General features: G+C 51.6%; 18 protein-coding genes and 4 tRNA genes. 18 read left to right on the plus strand and 4 right to left on the minus strand.

The annotated features are described in order from the left end of the window. From R6V78_RS16870 to R6V78_RS16880, 3 genes are all read left to right on the plus strand, one after another. On the plus strand, window positions 1–342 hold a 342-nt coding region (locus R6V78_RS16870), incomplete at its 5' end, for a transposase (protein ID WP_410290552.1). Between the two features lie 6 nt (window positions 343–348). Then, window positions 349–603: an ecotin family protein gene (locus R6V78_RS16875; protein ID WP_410290600.1), complete on the plus strand. Its 255-nt coding sequence runs from the start codon at window positions 349–351 to the stop codon at window positions 601–603. Window positions 604–668: 65 nt separating this feature from the next. Beyond that, complete coding sequence (locus R6V78_RS16880; RefSeq protein WP_410290553.1) at window positions 669–1,016, plus strand: hypothetical protein; 348 nt, start codon at window positions 669–671, stop codon at window positions 1,014–1,016. A 775-nt stretch (window positions 1,017–1,791) separates the two neighbouring features. On the opposite strand, the gene R6V78_RS16885 is transcribed toward R6V78_RS16880, so the two are convergent. After that, window positions 1,792–1,868 (minus strand) — tRNA-Pro (locus R6V78_RS16885). Window positions 1,869–2,252: 384 nt separating this feature from the next. Between R6V78_RS16885 and R6V78_RS16890 the strand changes: the two genes are divergently transcribed. The 7 genes from R6V78_RS16890 to R6V78_RS16920 all read left to right on the plus strand — a co-directional run bounded on the left by R6V78_RS16890 (window position 2,253) and on the right by R6V78_RS16920 (window position 8,705). After that, window positions 2,253–2,339, plus strand: a tRNA-Leu gene (locus R6V78_RS16890). A gap of 260 nt (window positions 2,340–2,599) precedes the next feature. Beyond that, a complete protein-coding gene (tig, locus tag R6V78_RS16895; RefSeq protein ID WP_410290554.1) occupies window positions 2,600–3,922 on the plus strand; it encodes a trigger factor in 1,323 nt (440 codons plus the stop codon). 158 nt (window positions 3,923–4,080) lie between these two features. After that, complete coding sequence (gene clpP / locus R6V78_RS16900; protein ID WP_410290601.1) at window positions 4,081–4,680, plus strand: ATP-dependent Clp endopeptidase proteolytic subunit ClpP; 600 nt, start codon at window positions 4,081–4,083, stop codon at window positions 4,678–4,680. 1 nt (window position 4,681) lies between these two features. Beyond that, a complete protein-coding gene (gene clpX / locus R6V78_RS16905) occupies window positions 4,682–5,926 on the plus strand; it encodes an ATP-dependent Clp protease ATP-binding subunit ClpX (protein WP_410290555.1) in 1,245 nt (414 codons plus the stop codon). A 115-nt stretch (window positions 5,927–6,041) separates the two neighbouring features. Beyond that, window positions 6,042–8,426 (plus strand): endopeptidase La, encoded by a 2,385-nt coding sequence (gene lon / locus R6V78_RS16910; protein WP_410290556.1) that lies wholly within the window; start codon window positions 6,042–6,044, stop codon window positions 8,424–8,426. A 103-nt stretch (window positions 8,427–8,529) separates the two neighbouring features. Beyond that, a tRNA-Val gene (locus tag R6V78_RS16915) sits at window positions 8,530–8,605 on the plus strand. A gap of 23 nt (window positions 8,606–8,628) precedes the next feature. Beyond that, window positions 8,629–8,705: transfer RNA gene (locus R6V78_RS16920), tRNA-Asp, on the plus strand. Window positions 8,706–8,799: 94 nt separating this feature from the next. Here the strand turns inward: R6V78_RS16920 and R6V78_RS16925 are convergent. Continuing rightward, entirely contained in the window at window positions 8,800–9,441 is a 642-nt protein-coding gene (locus R6V78_RS16925; RefSeq protein ID WP_410290557.1) for a tyrosine-type recombinase/integrase, read from the minus strand. Here R6V78_RS16925 and R6V78_RS16930 point away from each other — a divergent pair. Next, complete coding sequence (locus tag R6V78_RS16930; RefSeq protein WP_410290558.1) at window positions 9,382–9,915, plus strand: YgjP-like metallopeptidase domain-containing protein; 534 nt, start codon at window positions 9,382–9,384, stop codon at window positions 9,913–9,915. The two genes, R6V78_RS16925 and R6V78_RS16930, sit on opposite strands and share 60 nt — an antisense overlap. A gap of 295 nt (window positions 9,916–10,210) precedes the next feature. Here R6V78_RS16930 and R6V78_RS16935 read toward each other — a convergent pair whose 3' ends face one another. After that, complete coding sequence (locus R6V78_RS16935; protein ID WP_410290559.1) at window positions 10,211–10,786, minus strand: hypothetical protein; 576 nt, start codon at window positions 10,784–10,786, stop codon at window positions 10,211–10,213. Between the two features lie 498 nt (window positions 10,787–11,284). Then, a complete protein-coding gene (locus R6V78_RS16940; protein ID WP_410290604.1) occupies window positions 11,285–11,602 on the minus strand; it encodes a hypothetical protein in 318 nt (105 codons plus the stop codon). Here R6V78_RS16940 and R6V78_RS16945 point away from each other — a divergent pair. The 7 genes from R6V78_RS16945 (at window position 11,516) to R6V78_RS16975 (ending at window position 16,965) form a co-directional block, all read left to right on the plus strand. Further along, a complete protein-coding gene (locus tag R6V78_RS16945; RefSeq protein ID WP_410290602.1) occupies window positions 11,516–11,719 on the plus strand; it encodes a hypothetical protein in 204 nt (67 codons plus the stop codon). The two genes, R6V78_RS16940 and R6V78_RS16945, sit on opposite strands and share 87 nt — an antisense overlap. Then, window positions 11,637–12,086, plus strand: coding sequence for an AAA family ATPase (locus tag R6V78_RS16950; protein WP_410290560.1), 450 nt, complete (start codon window positions 11,637–11,639; stop codon window positions 12,084–12,086). Before R6V78_RS16945 ends, R6V78_RS16950 begins: the two co-directional genes overlap by 83 nt. Before the next feature lie 65 nt (window positions 12,087–12,151). Next, window positions 12,152–13,498 (plus strand): APC family permease, encoded by a 1,347-nt coding sequence (locus R6V78_RS16955; protein WP_410290561.1) that lies wholly within the window; start codon window positions 12,152–12,154, stop codon window positions 13,496–13,498. 43 nt (window positions 13,499–13,541) lie between these two features. Beyond that, the gene (locus tag R6V78_RS16960; RefSeq protein ID WP_410290562.1) at window positions 13,542–13,787 is read left to right on the plus strand and encodes a hypothetical protein; all 246 of its coding nucleotides are present in this window, start codon (window positions 13,542–13,544) and stop codon (window positions 13,785–13,787) included. 381 nt (window positions 13,788–14,168) lie between these two features. Continuing rightward, window positions 14,169–15,440 carry a multiheme c-type cytochrome gene (locus tag R6V78_RS16965; protein ID WP_410290563.1) on the plus strand — a complete coding sequence of 424 codons (1,272 nt, stop codon included), beginning with the start codon at window positions 14,169–14,171 and terminating at the stop codon, window positions 15,438–15,440. Window positions 15,441–15,455: 15 nt separating this feature from the next. Then, on the plus strand, window positions 15,456–16,157 hold the full coding sequence (locus R6V78_RS16970) for a cytochrome c3 family protein (RefSeq protein WP_410290564.1): 702 nt from the start codon (window positions 15,456–15,458) through the stop codon (window positions 16,155–16,157). After that, complete coding sequence (locus R6V78_RS16975; RefSeq protein ID WP_410290565.1) at window positions 16,135–16,965, plus strand: formate dehydrogenase subunit gamma; 831 nt, start codon at window positions 16,135–16,137, stop codon at window positions 16,963–16,965. The genes R6V78_RS16970 and R6V78_RS16975 overlap by 23 nt, the downstream gene beginning before the upstream one ends. The last annotated feature ends 45 nt before the right edge of the window (window positions 16,966–17,010 follow it).

Consider the following 17,010-nt stretch of genomic DNA (forward strand, 5'->3'; position numbering starts at 1 on the left):
AGCAGTTACCGGCCGGTCCTGAGCCAGGGCTACCATCATGTGGCCATCGCGCCGGCACACCAGAAAGACCCTGATTCCGGATTGTATGGCGCCCATCTGGTTGCCTCTCTGGTAAAGCGATTGATCCGTGGCACCTTCCAGGGCCGTTTTGAACCCAAATATCTGCAGAACTACCTGGATGAATATGTCTTCCGGTTCAATCGTCGCAAATCAAAATCGATCGGGAAAAAATTCATGCGAATCGTGCAGCAGGTTGTAAAATCGGTTAATATCAGAAACAAAGACATCCAGTTCGATCTCGATCCGATTTCAGAATACTTCTCACTTGGGCTTAGTGCATAACCGCAAATTAATAAGGAAAACGTAGTGGGTTGGGGCTTTACGAGGTATGTGGTTAGCGAGATAGGTCCGATGGCTGGCACGAGGATGGCGGTTGACCCAAACGTACCGAAGGTGGAGCGATTCATTCGCCTTGGCGGAGAACCATTCCTAATCAGGTATAATAGCCGCTTACCTGTGGTTGTCTATGTGCCCGAAGGCGTTGATGTCCGTTATCGGAATTGGCGTGCTGAGCCAGAGTTAAAAAAAGCCAAAGAAGGCTAAACTATTTGCCTTTTTTTCCCTAAATTTTAAAAAAGAATAAGAAAACAGAATATTGGAGCTATCCATTGGAGAAAGCGCATATCCCAATTGACCCTGACCTTAATGCTGAGCTTAGAGCATACTGCGATAGCTGTGGCATTCGGTTTGTCGATTTTGTCGAAGATGCATTGGAGCAGGCGATTGCCTTTGAGGAGATCCTGGATAAATCCGAAAAGGCGGATCAGGTTCTGAATCAGGCCACCAAAGATATGCGGAGATCATTCCGCCATGGATTTCATGTCGGTCTCGTCACCGGGGTTTTTATGGCCCAAGGACGGTTGGGCTCCAGCAAAGATTGCACCCCTCCCGAATTATCCTACAGAAATGAGCCGAACAAAGTGGTCACTGGATCGCAGTTGTCTTTATTTGACTAAATTTGATGGTTTCGTAAAAAGTCGAAATTTCAGGTTTATTGTCATCCTCGCGAAGGCGGGGATCCATAAGATTCAGATAGTTATAGACTCCCGCCTCCGCGGGAGTGACACTGTTTGTGACTTTTTACGGGTTCATCAAATTTAGCGTTACAAATTTTTTCATATTTGATAACGACATATTATTATAACCAATTTGGGTGTCCGGCGACCTTAAAAATTTGAAACCCTTCGGGATTGCCGATCTCACCGCACTTGCGGCGTCAGACGCTTTCCCGCATAGGCAACTATTGCGAAAAGACCTCTTGTATTTGCGGCGGGCTCGACAATCGCTCAACTTAGTTGAATAGTCGCTCTGGTGCAAAAAAAGCAGGTCATGGCGTCCTTCTGACGATTGCAACGCCGGTTTAACCGCTTTGATTTATTTCGAGTCGGAGATGGGGAGAGAACAACGTTGTTAAGAAATGAGAAATAAAAAATTGCCACAATTAGAATAGTATAAAATGAATTTTACGCCTCGTCAGTGCTTGGCGACCAAAATTTTCTGGTATTTTTCGACTTTGTGAGAACTAAAAAATAACTGAAATAATGCACTTTTCCTCCATTATGAACTTATGCTAAAAAAAAGGGCCGACTTCTCAAAAGTCAACCCATTAAAATGGAAGGGAATTTGAACATTGACAACATTCGATGTAAATATTGTCATCGTTCGTTGTGAGAGTGACACGATTCGATGGAACCTACAACTATCAAAGTCGGCCTAAGTCATTGTTTTTATTGGTCGGGGCGAGAGGATTTGAACCTCCGGCCCCCTGCTCCCAAAGCAGGTGCGCTACCAGACTGCGCTACGCCCCGATTTTTTTCGTGCCCTCTTAGCATTGTTTAAATGCGTGTGCAAGCGCTGAATGCCATTTTACGCTTGCGCAGTCCACCTTGCTGGTGCCTGATCTGGAGGCTGATCCAGGCCCGCCGGCGCAGCTGCAATATCCACATTGCGGGTTAATTCTCCATGGTGCCCCGCGGGCAAATGCGCGGCAATTTTTTGGGCCAGCGCTGCGAGCACCCCTGAGCGCAATAGGGTCAAAGGCTTTAACCAGCCCATGGTCAACGTGAAATCCTTGACAGAAAGGTCTATCAATATTATTTATTTCGTTTGATTTTTTTACGGAGTTTAGTTTATTTGCATAGAATGTCAAGTCGCGGGATGCACCGGATCATCATGATGTTTGCGAAAGCACTGCGAGAGTGGCGGAATTGGTAGACGCACTGGACTTAGGATCCAGCTCTGGCGACAGAGTGGGAGTTCAAGTCTCCCCTCTCGCACCACGCCATTTTCGGCATGGTTTCTGAATTGGCGGTTGGACCGGCTGGCCATCGAATAAATCGATTGCGGGTCCGGCTGGATTGGGATGCCATTTTTTCCAACTGCTGCAAGCGAAAACCATTTCCCGCAGGCCCCATAGGAGCCCTGACGCCTGTCGCGTCGGGGCGCTTAATTTTTTACCTGAATCGAGTCAAATCCAGCGTCGGTCGGCAACTGTCGTTGTCCCGGCGTGTGCTTCGTTCAGGGTATAGAAAGGATGAAAATGAAGGTTACTGTTGAAGATTGCAGCGCTGTAAAAAAAATCATGCACATTGAAATTCCGGAAGCGGACGTGACCCGCGCACTGGACGATGCCTACCAAACTCTTAAAAAGACTGCTAAAGTCAAAGGTTTCCGTCCTGGAAAAACGCCGCGCGGGGTGCTCGAGCGGCTTTACAAAAAGGACGTGAATGCCGATGTGGTTTCCAAACTGATCCAGGATTCCTATGTGGGTGCGCTCAAAGAGACTGAATTGAAGGTTGTTGGGTCACCCATCGTTGATCCGCCCGAGTTGGCCGCCAAGGGCGACTTTTGCTTTGATGCCGAGGTCGAGATTCAACCGGAAATTGCCGCTGTGGAATTGACGGGCCTGAAACTTAAAAAAACGCTGCACAAAGCCAGTGACGAAGAGGTTGAGCTCCAGATAAAGATGATGCAGAAGAATCTGGCCAAAAGGGTGCCTATCGACGAAAGTCGCCCGGCGCAGATCGGTGATTTCGTGCAGCTGGACTACGAAGGCTTCAAGGACGGCAAACCCTTTGAAGAAACCCGGAAAACCGAAAATTTTGTGATCAAACTCGGTGATGCGCACATTGCCGAAGCCTTTGACCAGGGTGTTGTGGGCATGAACCCCGGTGACGAAAAAGCGGTCACCGTCTCCTTTCCCGAAGATTACTTTAACAAAAAGCTGGCCGGCCACACGGTGGATTTCAAAGTTAAACTCAATGAAATCCGCAAAGAGGAGCTCCCCGAAATCGACGATGAGTTGGCCAAGCAGCTGGGGCCCTTTACCACCCTCGACGAAGTTCGGAATAAGATCAAGGCAAACCTGACCCAGGGGTACGACAAACGCACCGAACAGGAGCTCAACGAGCAGATCTTCAGTCAGATACTGGAAAAAACCGAATTCGAGGTTCCCAATGTGATGGTGGAGTATGAACTCAATACCATTCTTGCCGATGCAGAGCGATCATTTTCCTACCACAACAAAACCTTTGAGGAAGCCGGAATTTCCCGTGAAAGTCTTGCGGAAAAATATCGCCCAACCGCCGAAAAACAGGTTCGCCGCCAGTTGATTCTGGGCAAGATCATCGAACAGGAAAAGTTGGAGCTGGCCGATGAGGACCTTGAAAAAGGGTTTGCTGATATGGCCGCCACCTACAACCAGCCGGTGGATGTGATCAAGGGATTCTACGGCAGCGATGGCGACAAACTATCGGTTTTTAAGCACGCTTTACTTGAAAAACAGGCGATTAAGCTTATAATGGAAAAGAACGAGATCGAATCGGTTGAGCCGGAAAAGGCTGCTCCCGAAGCCGGGGAATAGGCGCTGCGCTAAACCCGAGTCGCGGGTGCCGCGGGCCGGTGCGTGAAGGCATACGCGTGCGGGGTTTCACGGGCGCAGGGATGTGCAAAACGACAAGGTCCGTTGACCGATGACAATAATATGGATGTAAAGGAGACAAGTGCGTGACATTAATTCCGATGGTCATCGACCAAACCAGCCGGGGAGAACGGGCCTACGACATCTATTCGCGGCTCCTGAAGGACCGTATTATCTTTCTGGGATCCGCCATCAATGACGATGTGGCCAACCTGCTGATCGCCCAGATGCTGTTCCTTGAATCCGAGGACCCGGACAAGGATATCAACCTTTACATCAACTCTCCCGGCGGTGTGGTCACTTCCGGGTTGGCGGTTTACGACACCATGCAGTATATCAAACCCGATGTGACCACGGTTTGCATTGGCCAGGCTGCCAGTATGGGGGCGCTCCTTCTGGCTTCAGGCGCCGAAAAGAAACGCTATGCGCTGCCGCACGCACGTATCATGATTCACCAACCCATGGGCGGGTTTCAGGGCCAGGCGTCAGACATCGCCATCCAGGCCAAGGAAATCCTGCGCATGAAGGACGCCCTTAACGACATCCTGGTGCGTCACACCGGCAAGAACGTGGAAGACGTCCAGAAGGATACCGACCGCGACAACTTCATGTCCGGTAAAGAGGCAAAAGCCTACGGAATCGTGGACCATGTCATCACCAACCGGGATGACCTGGATCATTTAACCGACATGGAGGCATGACATGGCCAAAAAAGACGACGCCAATGACAACCTGTTCTGTTCTTTCTGCGGGAAGAATCAGAAAGAGGTCAAAAAACTGATTGCAGGGCCGGCGGTTTACATCTGCGACGAGTGCATTCAGTTGTGCAGCGAAATCATCGAAGAAGAGAATGAAAAAGAGGCCGGTGAATTTGAGAATCTGATGATTCCCCATGAGATCAAGACCCGTCTGGACGACTACGTCATCGAACAGGACGTGGCCAAGAAAATCCTGGCGGTGGCCGTGTACAATCACTATAAGCGGCTGGATTCAAACATCAACTCCGGAGACGTGGAGATCCAGAAGAGCAATATCCTGCTGATCGGCCCCACCGGATGCGGTAAGACGCTGCTGGCCCAGACCCTGGCTCGGTTTCTCAATGTGCCCTTCACCATTGCTGACGCCACCAGCCTGACCGAGGCCGGCTACGTTGGCGAGGATGTGGAAAACATCATTCTGGCCCTGCTCCAAAATGCCGATTATGACGTGGAAAAGGCCAAACGCGGTATCGTGTACATTGACGAAATCGATAAGATTGCCAGCAAGTCGGACAACCCCTCCATCACCCGGGACGTATCCGGTGAAGGTGTTCAGCAGGCCCTGCTCAAGATCATCGAAGGCACCACGGCCAGCGTTCCCCCCAAGGGGGGTCGCAAGCATCCCCAGCAGGACTTCGTGAAGGTGGATACCTCCAACATTCTTTTTATCTGCGGCGGCACCTTCAACGGCCTGGAACAGATCATCAAACGGCGGATGGGCAGCAAGCTCATGGGTTTCGGTGCCAAGGTGAAAAAAAAGACCGAGAGCAGCCTCGGCGAAACCCTGCGCGAGGTTAAACCTGAAGACCTGATCAAGTTCGGGCTGATTCCCGAGTTTCTGGGTCGGCTTCCCGTTATCGCCACCCTGGATGAGCTCAGTGCGGAAAGTCTGGTTCGGATTCTCACCGAGCCAAAAAATGCACTGATCAAACAATACAAAAAATTGTTCGAAATCGAAGGGGTGAATCTGCGGCTGACAGACAGCGCGCTGTCCGCCATTGCCGATGAAGCCCTGAAACGAAAGTCCGGTGCGCGTGGGCTGCGAGCCATCCTGGAATCATGTATGCTGAATATCATGTACGATATTCCTTCCAAACAAGACGTTAAAGAATGCGTGATCGGCGAAGAAGTTGTGTTGAAAAAAGAAGAGCCGATTCTGCTTTACGAGCCATCCAAAAAACAGGCCTGATGAATTTCGGGCCAGGCGGGTTTTCCGGATGGTCAATAGCAACTGAGGGTCGTGCAAAAATATGGTCAATATACCTAAATTCTTTAAAAATCCGGAAGGGGGAATTTCCCGTGAAATGCTTCCCCTGTTGCCGCTGCGTGACATTGTTGTGTTCCCTCACATGGTCGCGCCGCTTTTCGTAGGTCGCAACAAGTCGGTCAGTGCGCTTTCCAGCGCCATGAACAAGGATAAACGCATCTTTCTGGCCACCCAGAGAAACGCCGGTGTGGACAACCCTGCCGAAAAGGATATCTGCGACGTGGGTGTGGTTGGAACGGTGCTTCAACTGCTGCGGCTTCCTGACGGCACGGTCAAGGCGCTCATCGAAGGAAAACAGCGCGCCCGCATCGAACGTTATGTGGACAACCCTGAGTTTTTCGAAGTCGAATTGTCCCTGCTGCAGGACCAACCGGGTGACACCATCGAGGTGGAAGCCCTGATGCGCGGCGTAGTCGACAGCTTCAGCCAGTACGCCGGCATTAACAAGAGCATCTCTAAAGAACTTTTATCCAAGATTTCAGCAATTTCTGATGCTTCCAAGCTGGCCGATTCGGTGGCTTCGCATTTTTCCTTTAAACTGGAAAACAAGCAGAATCTTCTGGAAACCGTTGACCTGGGTAAGCGTCTTGCGCTGCTGGTCAACCTGATCAAGCTGGAGATTGAGGTTTACCAGATGGATCAGCGGATCAAGGGCCGCGTCAAGGACCAGATGGAGAAAACCCAGAAAAACTATTACCTTAACGAGCAGATGCGGGCCATCAAAAAGGAGATGGGTTCTGAGGACGAGGTGGGCGATGAGCTCAAGGATCTGGAAAAGAAGATCAAGCGCAAGCGCATGTCCAAGGAGGCGTCGACGAAAGCCCGTCAGGAGTTCAAAAAGCTCAAGCTGATGACCCCCATGTCGGCTGAAGCCACAGTGGTGAGAAATTATATCGATTGGATGATCAGCCTGCCGTGGTACAATAAAAGCCGCATTCGCAATGATCTGATCGAGGCCGAAAAAATACTCAACGAAGACCACTACGGACTGGACAAACCCAAGGAGCGCATACTCGAGTATCTGGCAGTTCAAACGCTGGTCAAAAAACTGCGTGGTCCCATTCTTTGTCTGGTGGGTCCGCCCGGTGTGGGCAAAACCTCCTTGGCCAAGTCCGTTGCGCGGGCCACAGGCCGCAAGTTTGTGCGTCTGTCCCTGGGCGGTGTGAGAGACGAGGCCGAAATACGGGGGCATCGTCGAACCTATATCGGCGCCATGCCCGGAAAGATCATCCAATCCTTGAAAAAGGTGGCGGTCAACAACCCTGTTTTCTGCCTGGATGAAGTGGACAAGATGAGCATGGATTTCCGTGGAGATCCCTCATCGGCCCTCCTGGAGGTGCTGGATCCCGAACAGAATTACAGCTTCAACGATCATTACCTGGACCTGGATTACGATCTGTCGGATATTTTGTTTATCACTACGGCCAATACCCTGCCGGATATACCGCTGCCGCTGCAGGACCGCATGGAGATTATCCGGCTGCCCGGTTACACGGAACTGGAAAAATACAACATTGCCAAAGAATTCCTGGTGCCCAAGCAGATAGCCGCCAACGGCCTCAAGGAGGATAACATCTCCTTTTCCAAGGCGTCCATCACCATGCTCATCCAGCGTTATACCCGTGAGGCGGGTGTGCGCAACCTGGAGCGGGAGATCTCTTCCATCTGCCGAAAGACCGCCCGAAAAGTGGTCAACCAGAAGGACGAGAAGAAACATGTTATCTCGGCCAATGCCATTCCCGGTCTTTTGGGACCGCCGCCATTCAAGATCAGCCAGATCGAGGAAAAGGACCAGATCGGCCTGGTGACCGGACTGGCCTGGACCCAGGTGGGCGGGGAACTGCTGTCTGTGGAAACGCTGACCATGCCCGGCAAAGGCAACCTCAATATTACCGGCAAACTGGGTGACGTCATGAAAGAGTCCGCTCAGGCTGCGGTGAGTTTTGTACGTTCAAGAGCTGAAAACCTGGGCATCCAGAATGATTTTTACAAGGATCTGGATTTGCACATCCACATTCCCGAAGGGGCCATTCCCAAAGACGGTCCATCGGCCGGTATTTCCATGTGCACGTCACTGGTGTCCGCGTTGACGCGTCGGCCGGTTCGGCGGGATGTGGCCATGACCGGTGAGATCACCCTGCGGGGACGGGTGCTGCCCATCGGCGGCCTGAAGGAAAAAATGCTTGCCGCCCACCGCGGGGGAATCCGTAAAGTTATTATTCCCAAGGAAAATGAGAAGGATCTCAAGGATATCCCCAAGGTCGTCACCCGCCAGATGAAAGTGGTGACGGTTGAACACATGGATGAGGTGCTGGTTCATGCACTGGTACTTGGCCGGGGGGAGCGGCTGTTTTCCAACAACGACATGCCGATCCCGGTTGAACCAGGCGGGTCCGATCAGCCTCAGATTTCAATCAATTAAAAAGCACCGGTACGCTGATTTTGGACTTGACTTTGTCAGGGTGAATTGATAGCTAAGTGTCTCTTCTTTTGCGGGTGCGTAAAAGAAAGCGCATTGTAAATTCGGGCGGATAGCTCAGTTGGGAGAGCACCGGCCTTACAAGCCGGGGGTCACAGGTTCAAACCCTGTTCCGCCTACCAACCGGCACGCTGATATCACTTTCGGGGGTGTAGTTCAGTTGGTTAGAACGCCGGCCTGTCACGCCGGAGGTCGCGAGTTCGAGTCTCGTCGCTCCCGCCATTTTTCATAGAGAGTCCAGTTGGTTACCAAACCGGCTGGACTCTTGCTTTTTACCGGTCCCTCGATTGACGGCTTATTTGACGGCTTTTCATTTTCAGGCATTAGATTCATTCGTTCCTAACGCACGCTCAAACACTATGACCTCCGCCTTATCCTGTGCTTGTTGCGCGTTGGAAGACAGGCTTTCAAGTGCCTTACGCACACGTTCCAGGCCAATGCTCCTCAAATATTGTTCTGTGGTTTTTGGGCTTCTATGGCGCAAGATGGCCTGGATGTGAGCGACCGGCTCACCCTGATGATAAAGGATTGAAGCTGTCAGGTGTCTAATGGCGTGAAATCCGAAATGCTTGACACCTGCCTCTTTACATATCCGTCGCATAAACTTTTGGTTGCTGACAAAGGGTTGCCCATAGTTTTCTTTTTGGCCAGGGTGTTCATTCAGGGATAAAAATACATAGGGGCTGTCCTTTATCGGCCTATGTTCCCACCACCACCTTAAAGATTTCCGCAACTCTTTTGTCATTGGAAGCCAATCGTATTCTAAACTTCCATCCTTACGCTTTCGAGTCCATAACTGTAAACGTCCGTTTCCCCAATCCACGTGGGACCATTCCATTCGAAAAATTTCGCCTCGGCGGGAGGCCAAATGTAGAAAGGCCAGTAGCATAACCTTATCTTGGCCTTCGGCTATGGGGTTCCCCCGCGCGGATATGCGGACCTGGCCTTCCTCCAGCATATGATAAGCGTCTTGAACCAGGACGGGAAGCTGGGCATCGTGCTACTCAAAGATGCCAGCATCAAAGGTGCGTCTATCGCCTTCAATCATTCAAAATTCACTGCCAGGGTCAATCCTGATGTGGCCGACCGAATGAAAGCCATTGATAATGCTCTGGAAGGATTCGCAAGGGAAAAGGCCATACAGAAAATCACCCCGCGCATAAACAAATGGAGCCAAACCACGGGCCTAACTCCGACGGGATTCCAGTTTCGGAAGCTGACGAAAAGATGGGGAAGCTGTACCAACGCCAATGAAATCATCATCAACTACGATGCCATCAAACTACCCTTTACCCTGATTGACTACATCATCGTCCACGAGTTGGGCCACATCAAGCACAAGGACCACTCCAAGGATTTTTATCGGGAAGTGGCCAAACACATACCGGACTGGAAGGAGTTGGACGAAAAGCTGTGTGGGATGAAGTTGTAATAACAATGAAGAGCGTTTGAAAACAAAAAAGCCCAACCACCACTGGCCAGGCTTTTCGATGCTATTTCCCTGCTAATACAAGTGGGTTTCAGGCTATTTCTTGCGACAGGTGCCGTAATGAATAGCGAACATAACGATGGTCAAAGTGTAATCGCCAGCCTCCTGTAATTACTATTATTTTACACTTTTAGCAGGCTTATGACACTTTCGGGTGTCATCTGTAATTACAGTGTCACGGGTGCCGGGGGCAAAGAATATCAACCCTGTAATCAAAACAGCCGGCGCCGGAAAAATTTTATTTGGACTTCCAATATAAATCATAGATTTCCGCAAGGACTTCATCGCCCATCGATATTTCTCTACCCAAATCATTTTCATACAGGTTCTGACCTGCTGTAAATTGTCCATTTTTATCATATTCAAGAACTTGAATACATCTTTCATCATCAGGGCTATGTGTCAGATAGTATTCAGTGTATGAACCATCACCGTAATCATACTGGAACTCAATTTTTGTATCTTTCGGCTTGCCTTCATACAAATAAGCATAACGCTCACCTGCTTTTACGACGAATAGGCACTCTTGGGACAGATAATCGGCAAAGGCTTCCAACTCCTTTTCGGTCAGTGGCATTTTTCCGTTAGTTTTGATTATGGATACATCCTCGTATAGCATTTCCCCAGATTCGCTTCTGTATCCACCTCTACAATTTGGAATAATGGTAAATCCGCCATTCATTTCCCATGATTTGGATTCAAGGACTTTGAAGTAGGCGTCTCTCCGTTCCTGGGGAATGGGATGTTTGTCGCGAGTCAATGATGGGATGACAAATTCGTATTCCATTTTACCATCCAATTGAATTTCTGTCATTTTAGGGTTTCCTTTTCTTTAAAGGTCAAAATGCTTACCTTGTTCATTATCGGCGGTCAGGGGAAAAGGTTTACCGTAGATGCTCTATTTGCTAATGGTGTGTTGGGACAGGTGAGGTTTAGTCAGGTAAAACCAGATTGAAGAGGGGATATTGACGGCTTTTTAGACGGCTTTTGACGGCTCTAAACGGACAATGGTGGTTCTAATGTGCGGTAAATATAGGTGGAATACGCTTTGGGTCGTTCTGTCACGCCGGAGGTCGCGAGTTCGAGTCTCGTCGCTCCCGCCACAACAAAGAAAAGGGTTCACAAGAATTTGTGAGCCCTTTTTTTATCGTCACAAAATAGCCGTACCCACCACTATACCCACCATGAACCCAAGAATCGACAAATCCGTGAATGTCAGTTGGAACCCGGACACGGAAAGGCTGACTATTTTCTGTATGTAGACGGTAAGGCCACCGGTGTTGTCGAGGCAAAAAAGGAGGGCGCCACTTTATCAGGGGTTGAAATCCAATCCGACAAATATAAAAATGGGCTTTACGATCCGAACCTCCGCGATCTCTTGGTGGGGCTGCAAAAAAAGACCGAACAGACTATCGATCGTGTCAGTCAGGATCAGGTGATTGAAGCCGGTTTCGATGCCGATGCACTGGAAAAAGCCAAAGGGTTGGTGGATTCCTTCAAGGATTTTATCGAAAAAAACAAAGATGAAATCACCGCCCTTCAAATTCTGTACAACCGACCGTATAAGGCCCAGCTGGGAGCGGAGGAACTCCAGGCCCTGGCCGATGCCATCCGCAAACCGCCTCACCATTTGTCTCCTGAGCCTGGATCATCCGCTTTTAAGATTGTTGCCACTCACAGAGATCCTGTCCCTCTTTCACGAGAGCACCTATCCCGACGGCCAACCGGCCACCCTTTTGCTGGATGAAATTCAGTATGCTCCCCAGTGGCAAACCGAGATCAAGCTTTTCATCGACCATCAGCCCCAGTACCGCATCCTGGCCACCGGTTCCGCTTCCGTGGTTCATCGGGACCGCCCGGCCGAAAGCGGTGTCGGCCGCTGGATTACCATTCTGGTTCCCGCGCTCTCTTTTTTTGAATTTGTCGGCATGCGCAACCAGCAACCCCAGGGGATTGCCCCGGATCTGCGCGTCAGCAGGATCTTCTCGTTTTCGTCAGGCGATCTTTCTGCCCTGACAGCCCAATTGCGGCCCTTGCAGCCGCTTTTTCAACGCTATCTTTTAGTCGGTGGTTTCCCGGAAAGTGCTCTTAATTTTGACATTCCTGAGGGATGAAGCGTAACGAAGATATCGGGCTTTTTACTAGGCCGTCAAAACTGGAATGCAAAACTGATCGGACGATGAGCGACTCATCAGAATCAGGTCATCCGCTACCCTCCTTCACCACGTTCAGTTCAATGGCCGTGGTCATTGGTATGGTTGTGGGTATCGGTATATTCCGCCTTCCTCCGATCATCGCCTCGAATTCATCCGGCGAGATGCAGTACCTGCTGTTCTGGGTTGCCGGAGGTTTCATTTCACTCATGGGAGCACTGTGTTACGCCGAACTTTCCTCTTCAATGCCCAATGCCGGGGGTGAGTATTATTTTTTGAGCAAAGCCTTCGGGCCGGCGACAGGCTTTTTTTTCTCCTGGGGGCGAATGACGGTCATACAGGTCGGGTCGGTTGCACTCATCGCGTTTATCCTTGGCGACTACGCCACCGTTGCTCTTGATCTGGGCCAAAGCAGTTCCGCGATTTATGCCGCTGCCGCGGTAATTATCCTGACGGGACTCAACATCATGGGAACCCGCCATTCCAGGCGTGCGCAAACCATTCTTGCATCCGTGGTTGTCCTTGCCCTGGTCATTATAATGATTGCCGGGTTTTCCAAAACACCGGCCGATGCGTCCGGATTATCGCTGGCGGGGAAAAACAGGCCGGTTTTTTCCGGTGGTGCCGCTGGCCTGGCCATGATCTTTGTTTTACTTTCATACGGGGGCTGGAGCGAGGCTGCCTATCTTAGCGGAGAACTTCACAACGTAAGAAAGCGCATCGTCCGCGTTCTGGTTCTTGGCATCGCGATCATCACGGCGATCTATCTTTTGGTTAACCTGACCTATATTCATGTACTGGGGTTTGATGGGTTGAAGGCGTCGCAAACTGTGGGTTATGATCTCGCTGAACAGATATTCGGTCCCGGCGGTTCGTTGGTCGTTGTATGGATTGTCATCGTTGCCGCCCTCTCCACAGCCAATGCCACCATCATCACCGGTGCCCGCACGAATTACGCACTGGGACGTGATTTCAAGTTGCTCGGGTTCATGGGAGCGTGGAACATGATCAGCAACACCCCGGTCAATGCGCTTTTGGTTCAGGGAGTCATTTCCCTTATCCTGGTGGGTATCGGTGCCTGGTCGAAGCATGCCATAGTAACGATTGTCGAATACACGGCCCCGGTCTTCTGGGGTTTCATACTCCTTACAACCCTGAGCCTGTTTGTATTCAGATGGCGCAATGGGGTGCCGGCCTCAGCCTATAGGATTCCGTTCTACCCATTGCCCCCGCTGCTGTTTTTGTCCGCCTGTGGGTATATGCTTTACGCGAGCCTTACCTACACTGGAAAGGGAGCACTAGCCGGTGTGATCATTCTGCTGGCAGGCGTGCCGGTCTGGTTCTTGGCCGACAGGTATCAGAAAAGGGCCTGATGGCGCCGGCCGGTCGAGTGGCGCCGGCATGAGGAGAAAAGCCATGTTGAAAATGGAAGCCACATCAAAAAAGCCGCCCCAACAAGTTATCGGCCAAATGAAAGCGTATTTCGGAGACGGTGGCTTGGGATTGAACCTGGTCGACGATACCGCCGGCTGTCTGCGCTTTGAAGGCGGAGGGGGGCATGTCGCAGCCACCTTGTGCAGCGATCACGACCTGACCCGTGTTATCCTAGAGACGCGCGAATGGGAGATCCACGTGCGCCGGTTTGTGCAAAGCCTGGACTGATAAGATCCCGGGGCGATGTTTATTGGCTCGACTGATGGAATCATGGCCGGACGGTCGCTGATCCGGACCGTGACGGTAGACGGACGCGCCGGGCCGCATCGTTCTTTTTAAAAATTCTTATTGCCACATGGTCGGATGTCTGTTAGGCATAAATTTACGGGGTTCGCGATCTGGTAATTTTTTCTCTCCTTCGTTTTCCATCATTGGCATGCCTCGAACGTTTTTGCTGCTGCAGCACTAGGCCATGCGCCATCCCGCTCCTTAATTGAACGCTTAAAAACAGGGATCGCTTCCTGTATCCAATAGCAGGACACCGCAAGAACCAAGGAAGTTCAGGCAACCGTATCGGATTAACCTCTTTTTGGCGTGGGGGAGGATGGCATGCGTGGTCTACAATTCTGGGCAATGATGGTCATTTTTGCGGCATCTACACTGGCGGGATGTACCACCGAACAGCCGGTGAACATGGATGCCATTTTGAAACAGCCGAAAATCTTCGTCGGTTCGGATACCTGCAAGCAGTGCCACCTGGAGCACTACGACTCCTGGAAAATGACCCTGCACAGCCGCATGCTCCAGGATGCCCAGGCCAACAAGGATGCCATCATCGTGCCCATTGACGAAAAGCGCATCCGCGAAGACCTGGCCAAACTGGAGGCCAAGCTGAAGGTGCCTTCCGCCGAGATCTATGTTCCCAAGGAGGATGAGATCCTCTACACCATCGGCAGCCAGTGGAAGCAGCGCTACCTGGTCAAAAAGGAGGGGGTGCTGTACATCTCCCCCATCCAGTACAACGCTGAAAGCGACCGTTGGGTCAATTACCATGAGGCCGACTGGGACAAGCGGCCCTGGCTGGAAAAGTGCGGCGGATGTCACGCCACCGGCGCCGATCTGGAAAAACAGACGTTCAAAGAAGCCGGCACCTCATGCGAAGCCTGCCACGGCAAGGGTTCCTGGCACGCGGCCCTGCCCAAAACGGCCGTGTTTGAAAAGCGGGATACCATCGTCAACCCGGCCAAGCTGACCATGGGTGTAGCCGTACAGATTTGTGGGTCCTGCCACAACCGGGGCACGTCCACCCAGCACAAAGGGGCCGGCTGGCCGGTCAATTATGCACCCGGCAAAGCTCTGGAAGCCTATTACCAGTCCACCTCATTTGAAGCCGGTGACGCCAGCCACTTATACGGCAACGAGTTCTCCGCAGCCCATCACCAGCAGTATATCGACTGGAAGCAGTCCAAGCACTTTGTGGAAGGCGTCACCTGCACCTCATGCCATTATGTGCACCAGATGGGAATCGCCCCGACACGTTCTCAAACCTTTGTTGCCGGTTCCAAGCAGTGCCTGCAATGCCACGAAATGGTCAACAACAACATGGGCCACTCCATCCACTCGTTTGCCAACTGCGTGGGGTGCCATATGCCGCGGATTGTTAAGAGCGCCGAGTCCGGTGACCTCCACAGCCACGTGTTCAAGACGCTGTTGCCCTCAGAAACCCTAAAGGATCCCAAGATTCCCAATTCGTGCCAAACCTGTCACAAGCACAAGGGTGAAGATCTGCAGAAACTCCAGTCGGAATGGGAAAAACTGGCCCGGCTGCCAAAACCGGTTGGGCAACCGATCGAATCGATTCTTTATCACCCAGAACAATAAGACCGGGAGCCAGCCATGACCCGTTTGATGAAAAGCCGACACGTGTCAATGGGCTTCAAAGCCTCGATTCTGGTCGGGGTCTTGTTGGCCGCCGCGGCGGCCCAGGCGGCTGAAGAGGTTGCTTCGGCCATGCGGCGATACAAGGAACGCGAGGCCAGCACCGGTTACTATGAAGAATATGAGGTGTTGCCGCGCCGCCAGCGCCCGTTTGTTGAAATCCCCGGCGTTAGGCGCGGCATTTTCCCATACAGTCCCGGTGCCGCCCAGGTGCGGGTGCGTACCCGCCTGGCCGATTCCCACCAGGGCATCAAGTTTTACGCCAACCGGCGCTGTGAAGACTGCCACATCCAGGAAACCCGGGACATCCATACGACAAGGGCCAACCTCACCTGCCGCCAGTGCCATGGCGGAGAACCCATCGCCAGCATCGAACACTACTTTTCATCCATGAATCCCATACGCAAGCATGCCTATGTATGCGCCAAGTGCCATGAGGGGTCCAGCGCTTCTTTTGCTTCCTATATCGTTCATCAACCCGATCCCGGATCGCCGGAAGCCAGAAAAAACTTCCCGGTGCTTTATTATACCTATGTGTTCATGCTCGTGCTCTTGATCGGCACCCTGGCCTTTTTCATCCCGCATAGCTTTATGGTGGGGTTGAGAGAATTGTTCGAGAAAAAGAGGACGGAAAAAGATGACGGAGACGACGCGCATTAAGCGATTCAGCACATCGGACCGGCTGTCCCACCTTTTCCTGATGCTGACGTTCATTATTCAGACCGCTACCGGATTCGGCCGCCTGTTTATCACCACCAGGTGGGGGGAAAAACTCAGCGCTGCTTTTGGCGGATATGAAAATTCACTGTTGATCCACAAGTGGGTGGGAGTGTTGATGCTGGCCGGATTCCTGATTCACACCCTCTACCTGTTGACCCGCGTGGATTGGCGACAACCGGTCAAGAGCATCTTCGGACCCGACTCATTGGTGCCCAATCTTCAGGATTTGAAGGATTTCGGGCAGCGCATTCGCTGGACTTTCGGTTTGGGCCCACGGCCGGTGTTGAACCGTTGGGCCTATTGGGAAAAGTTCGATTACTGGGCGGTCTATTGGGGCCTGCCGTTGCTGGCAATCACCGGTCTGATGCTGATGGCTCCCTTGTTGACCAGCCGCTTTTTCCCCGGCTGGATCCTGAATATCGCAGCGCTCCTGCACAGGGCCGAAGCCATTTTAGCGATCAGCTACATTTTTATCGTCCATTTTTTTATCGGTCACCTTCGGCCTTCCAGTTTTCCGATGAATGAAGCCATGTTTGCGGGGAGCGTCTCCATGGATGAAGCCGATGAAGAGAAACCCGCATGGGTCGACCGGCTAAGACAACAGGGCAGATTGGCAACCGCCCAGGCAGCGATGCCGCCAACCTGGTTCAGGGCGGTATATTTTGTATTCGGCTATGCTGTCCTGATCGCTGGCTTGTACCTGCTGATTAACGGCATAATCAACAGCCGTTATATCATTTTGCACTGACCCCACGCTGCAATCATCATCCCGGGAATCGTTTCCGGCGAAATG

Source organism: Desulfosarcina sp. (assembly GCF_046496365.1).
Taxonomy (GTDB): domain Bacteria; phylum Desulfobacterota; class Desulfobacteria; order Desulfobacterales; family Desulfosarcinaceae; genus Desulfosarcina.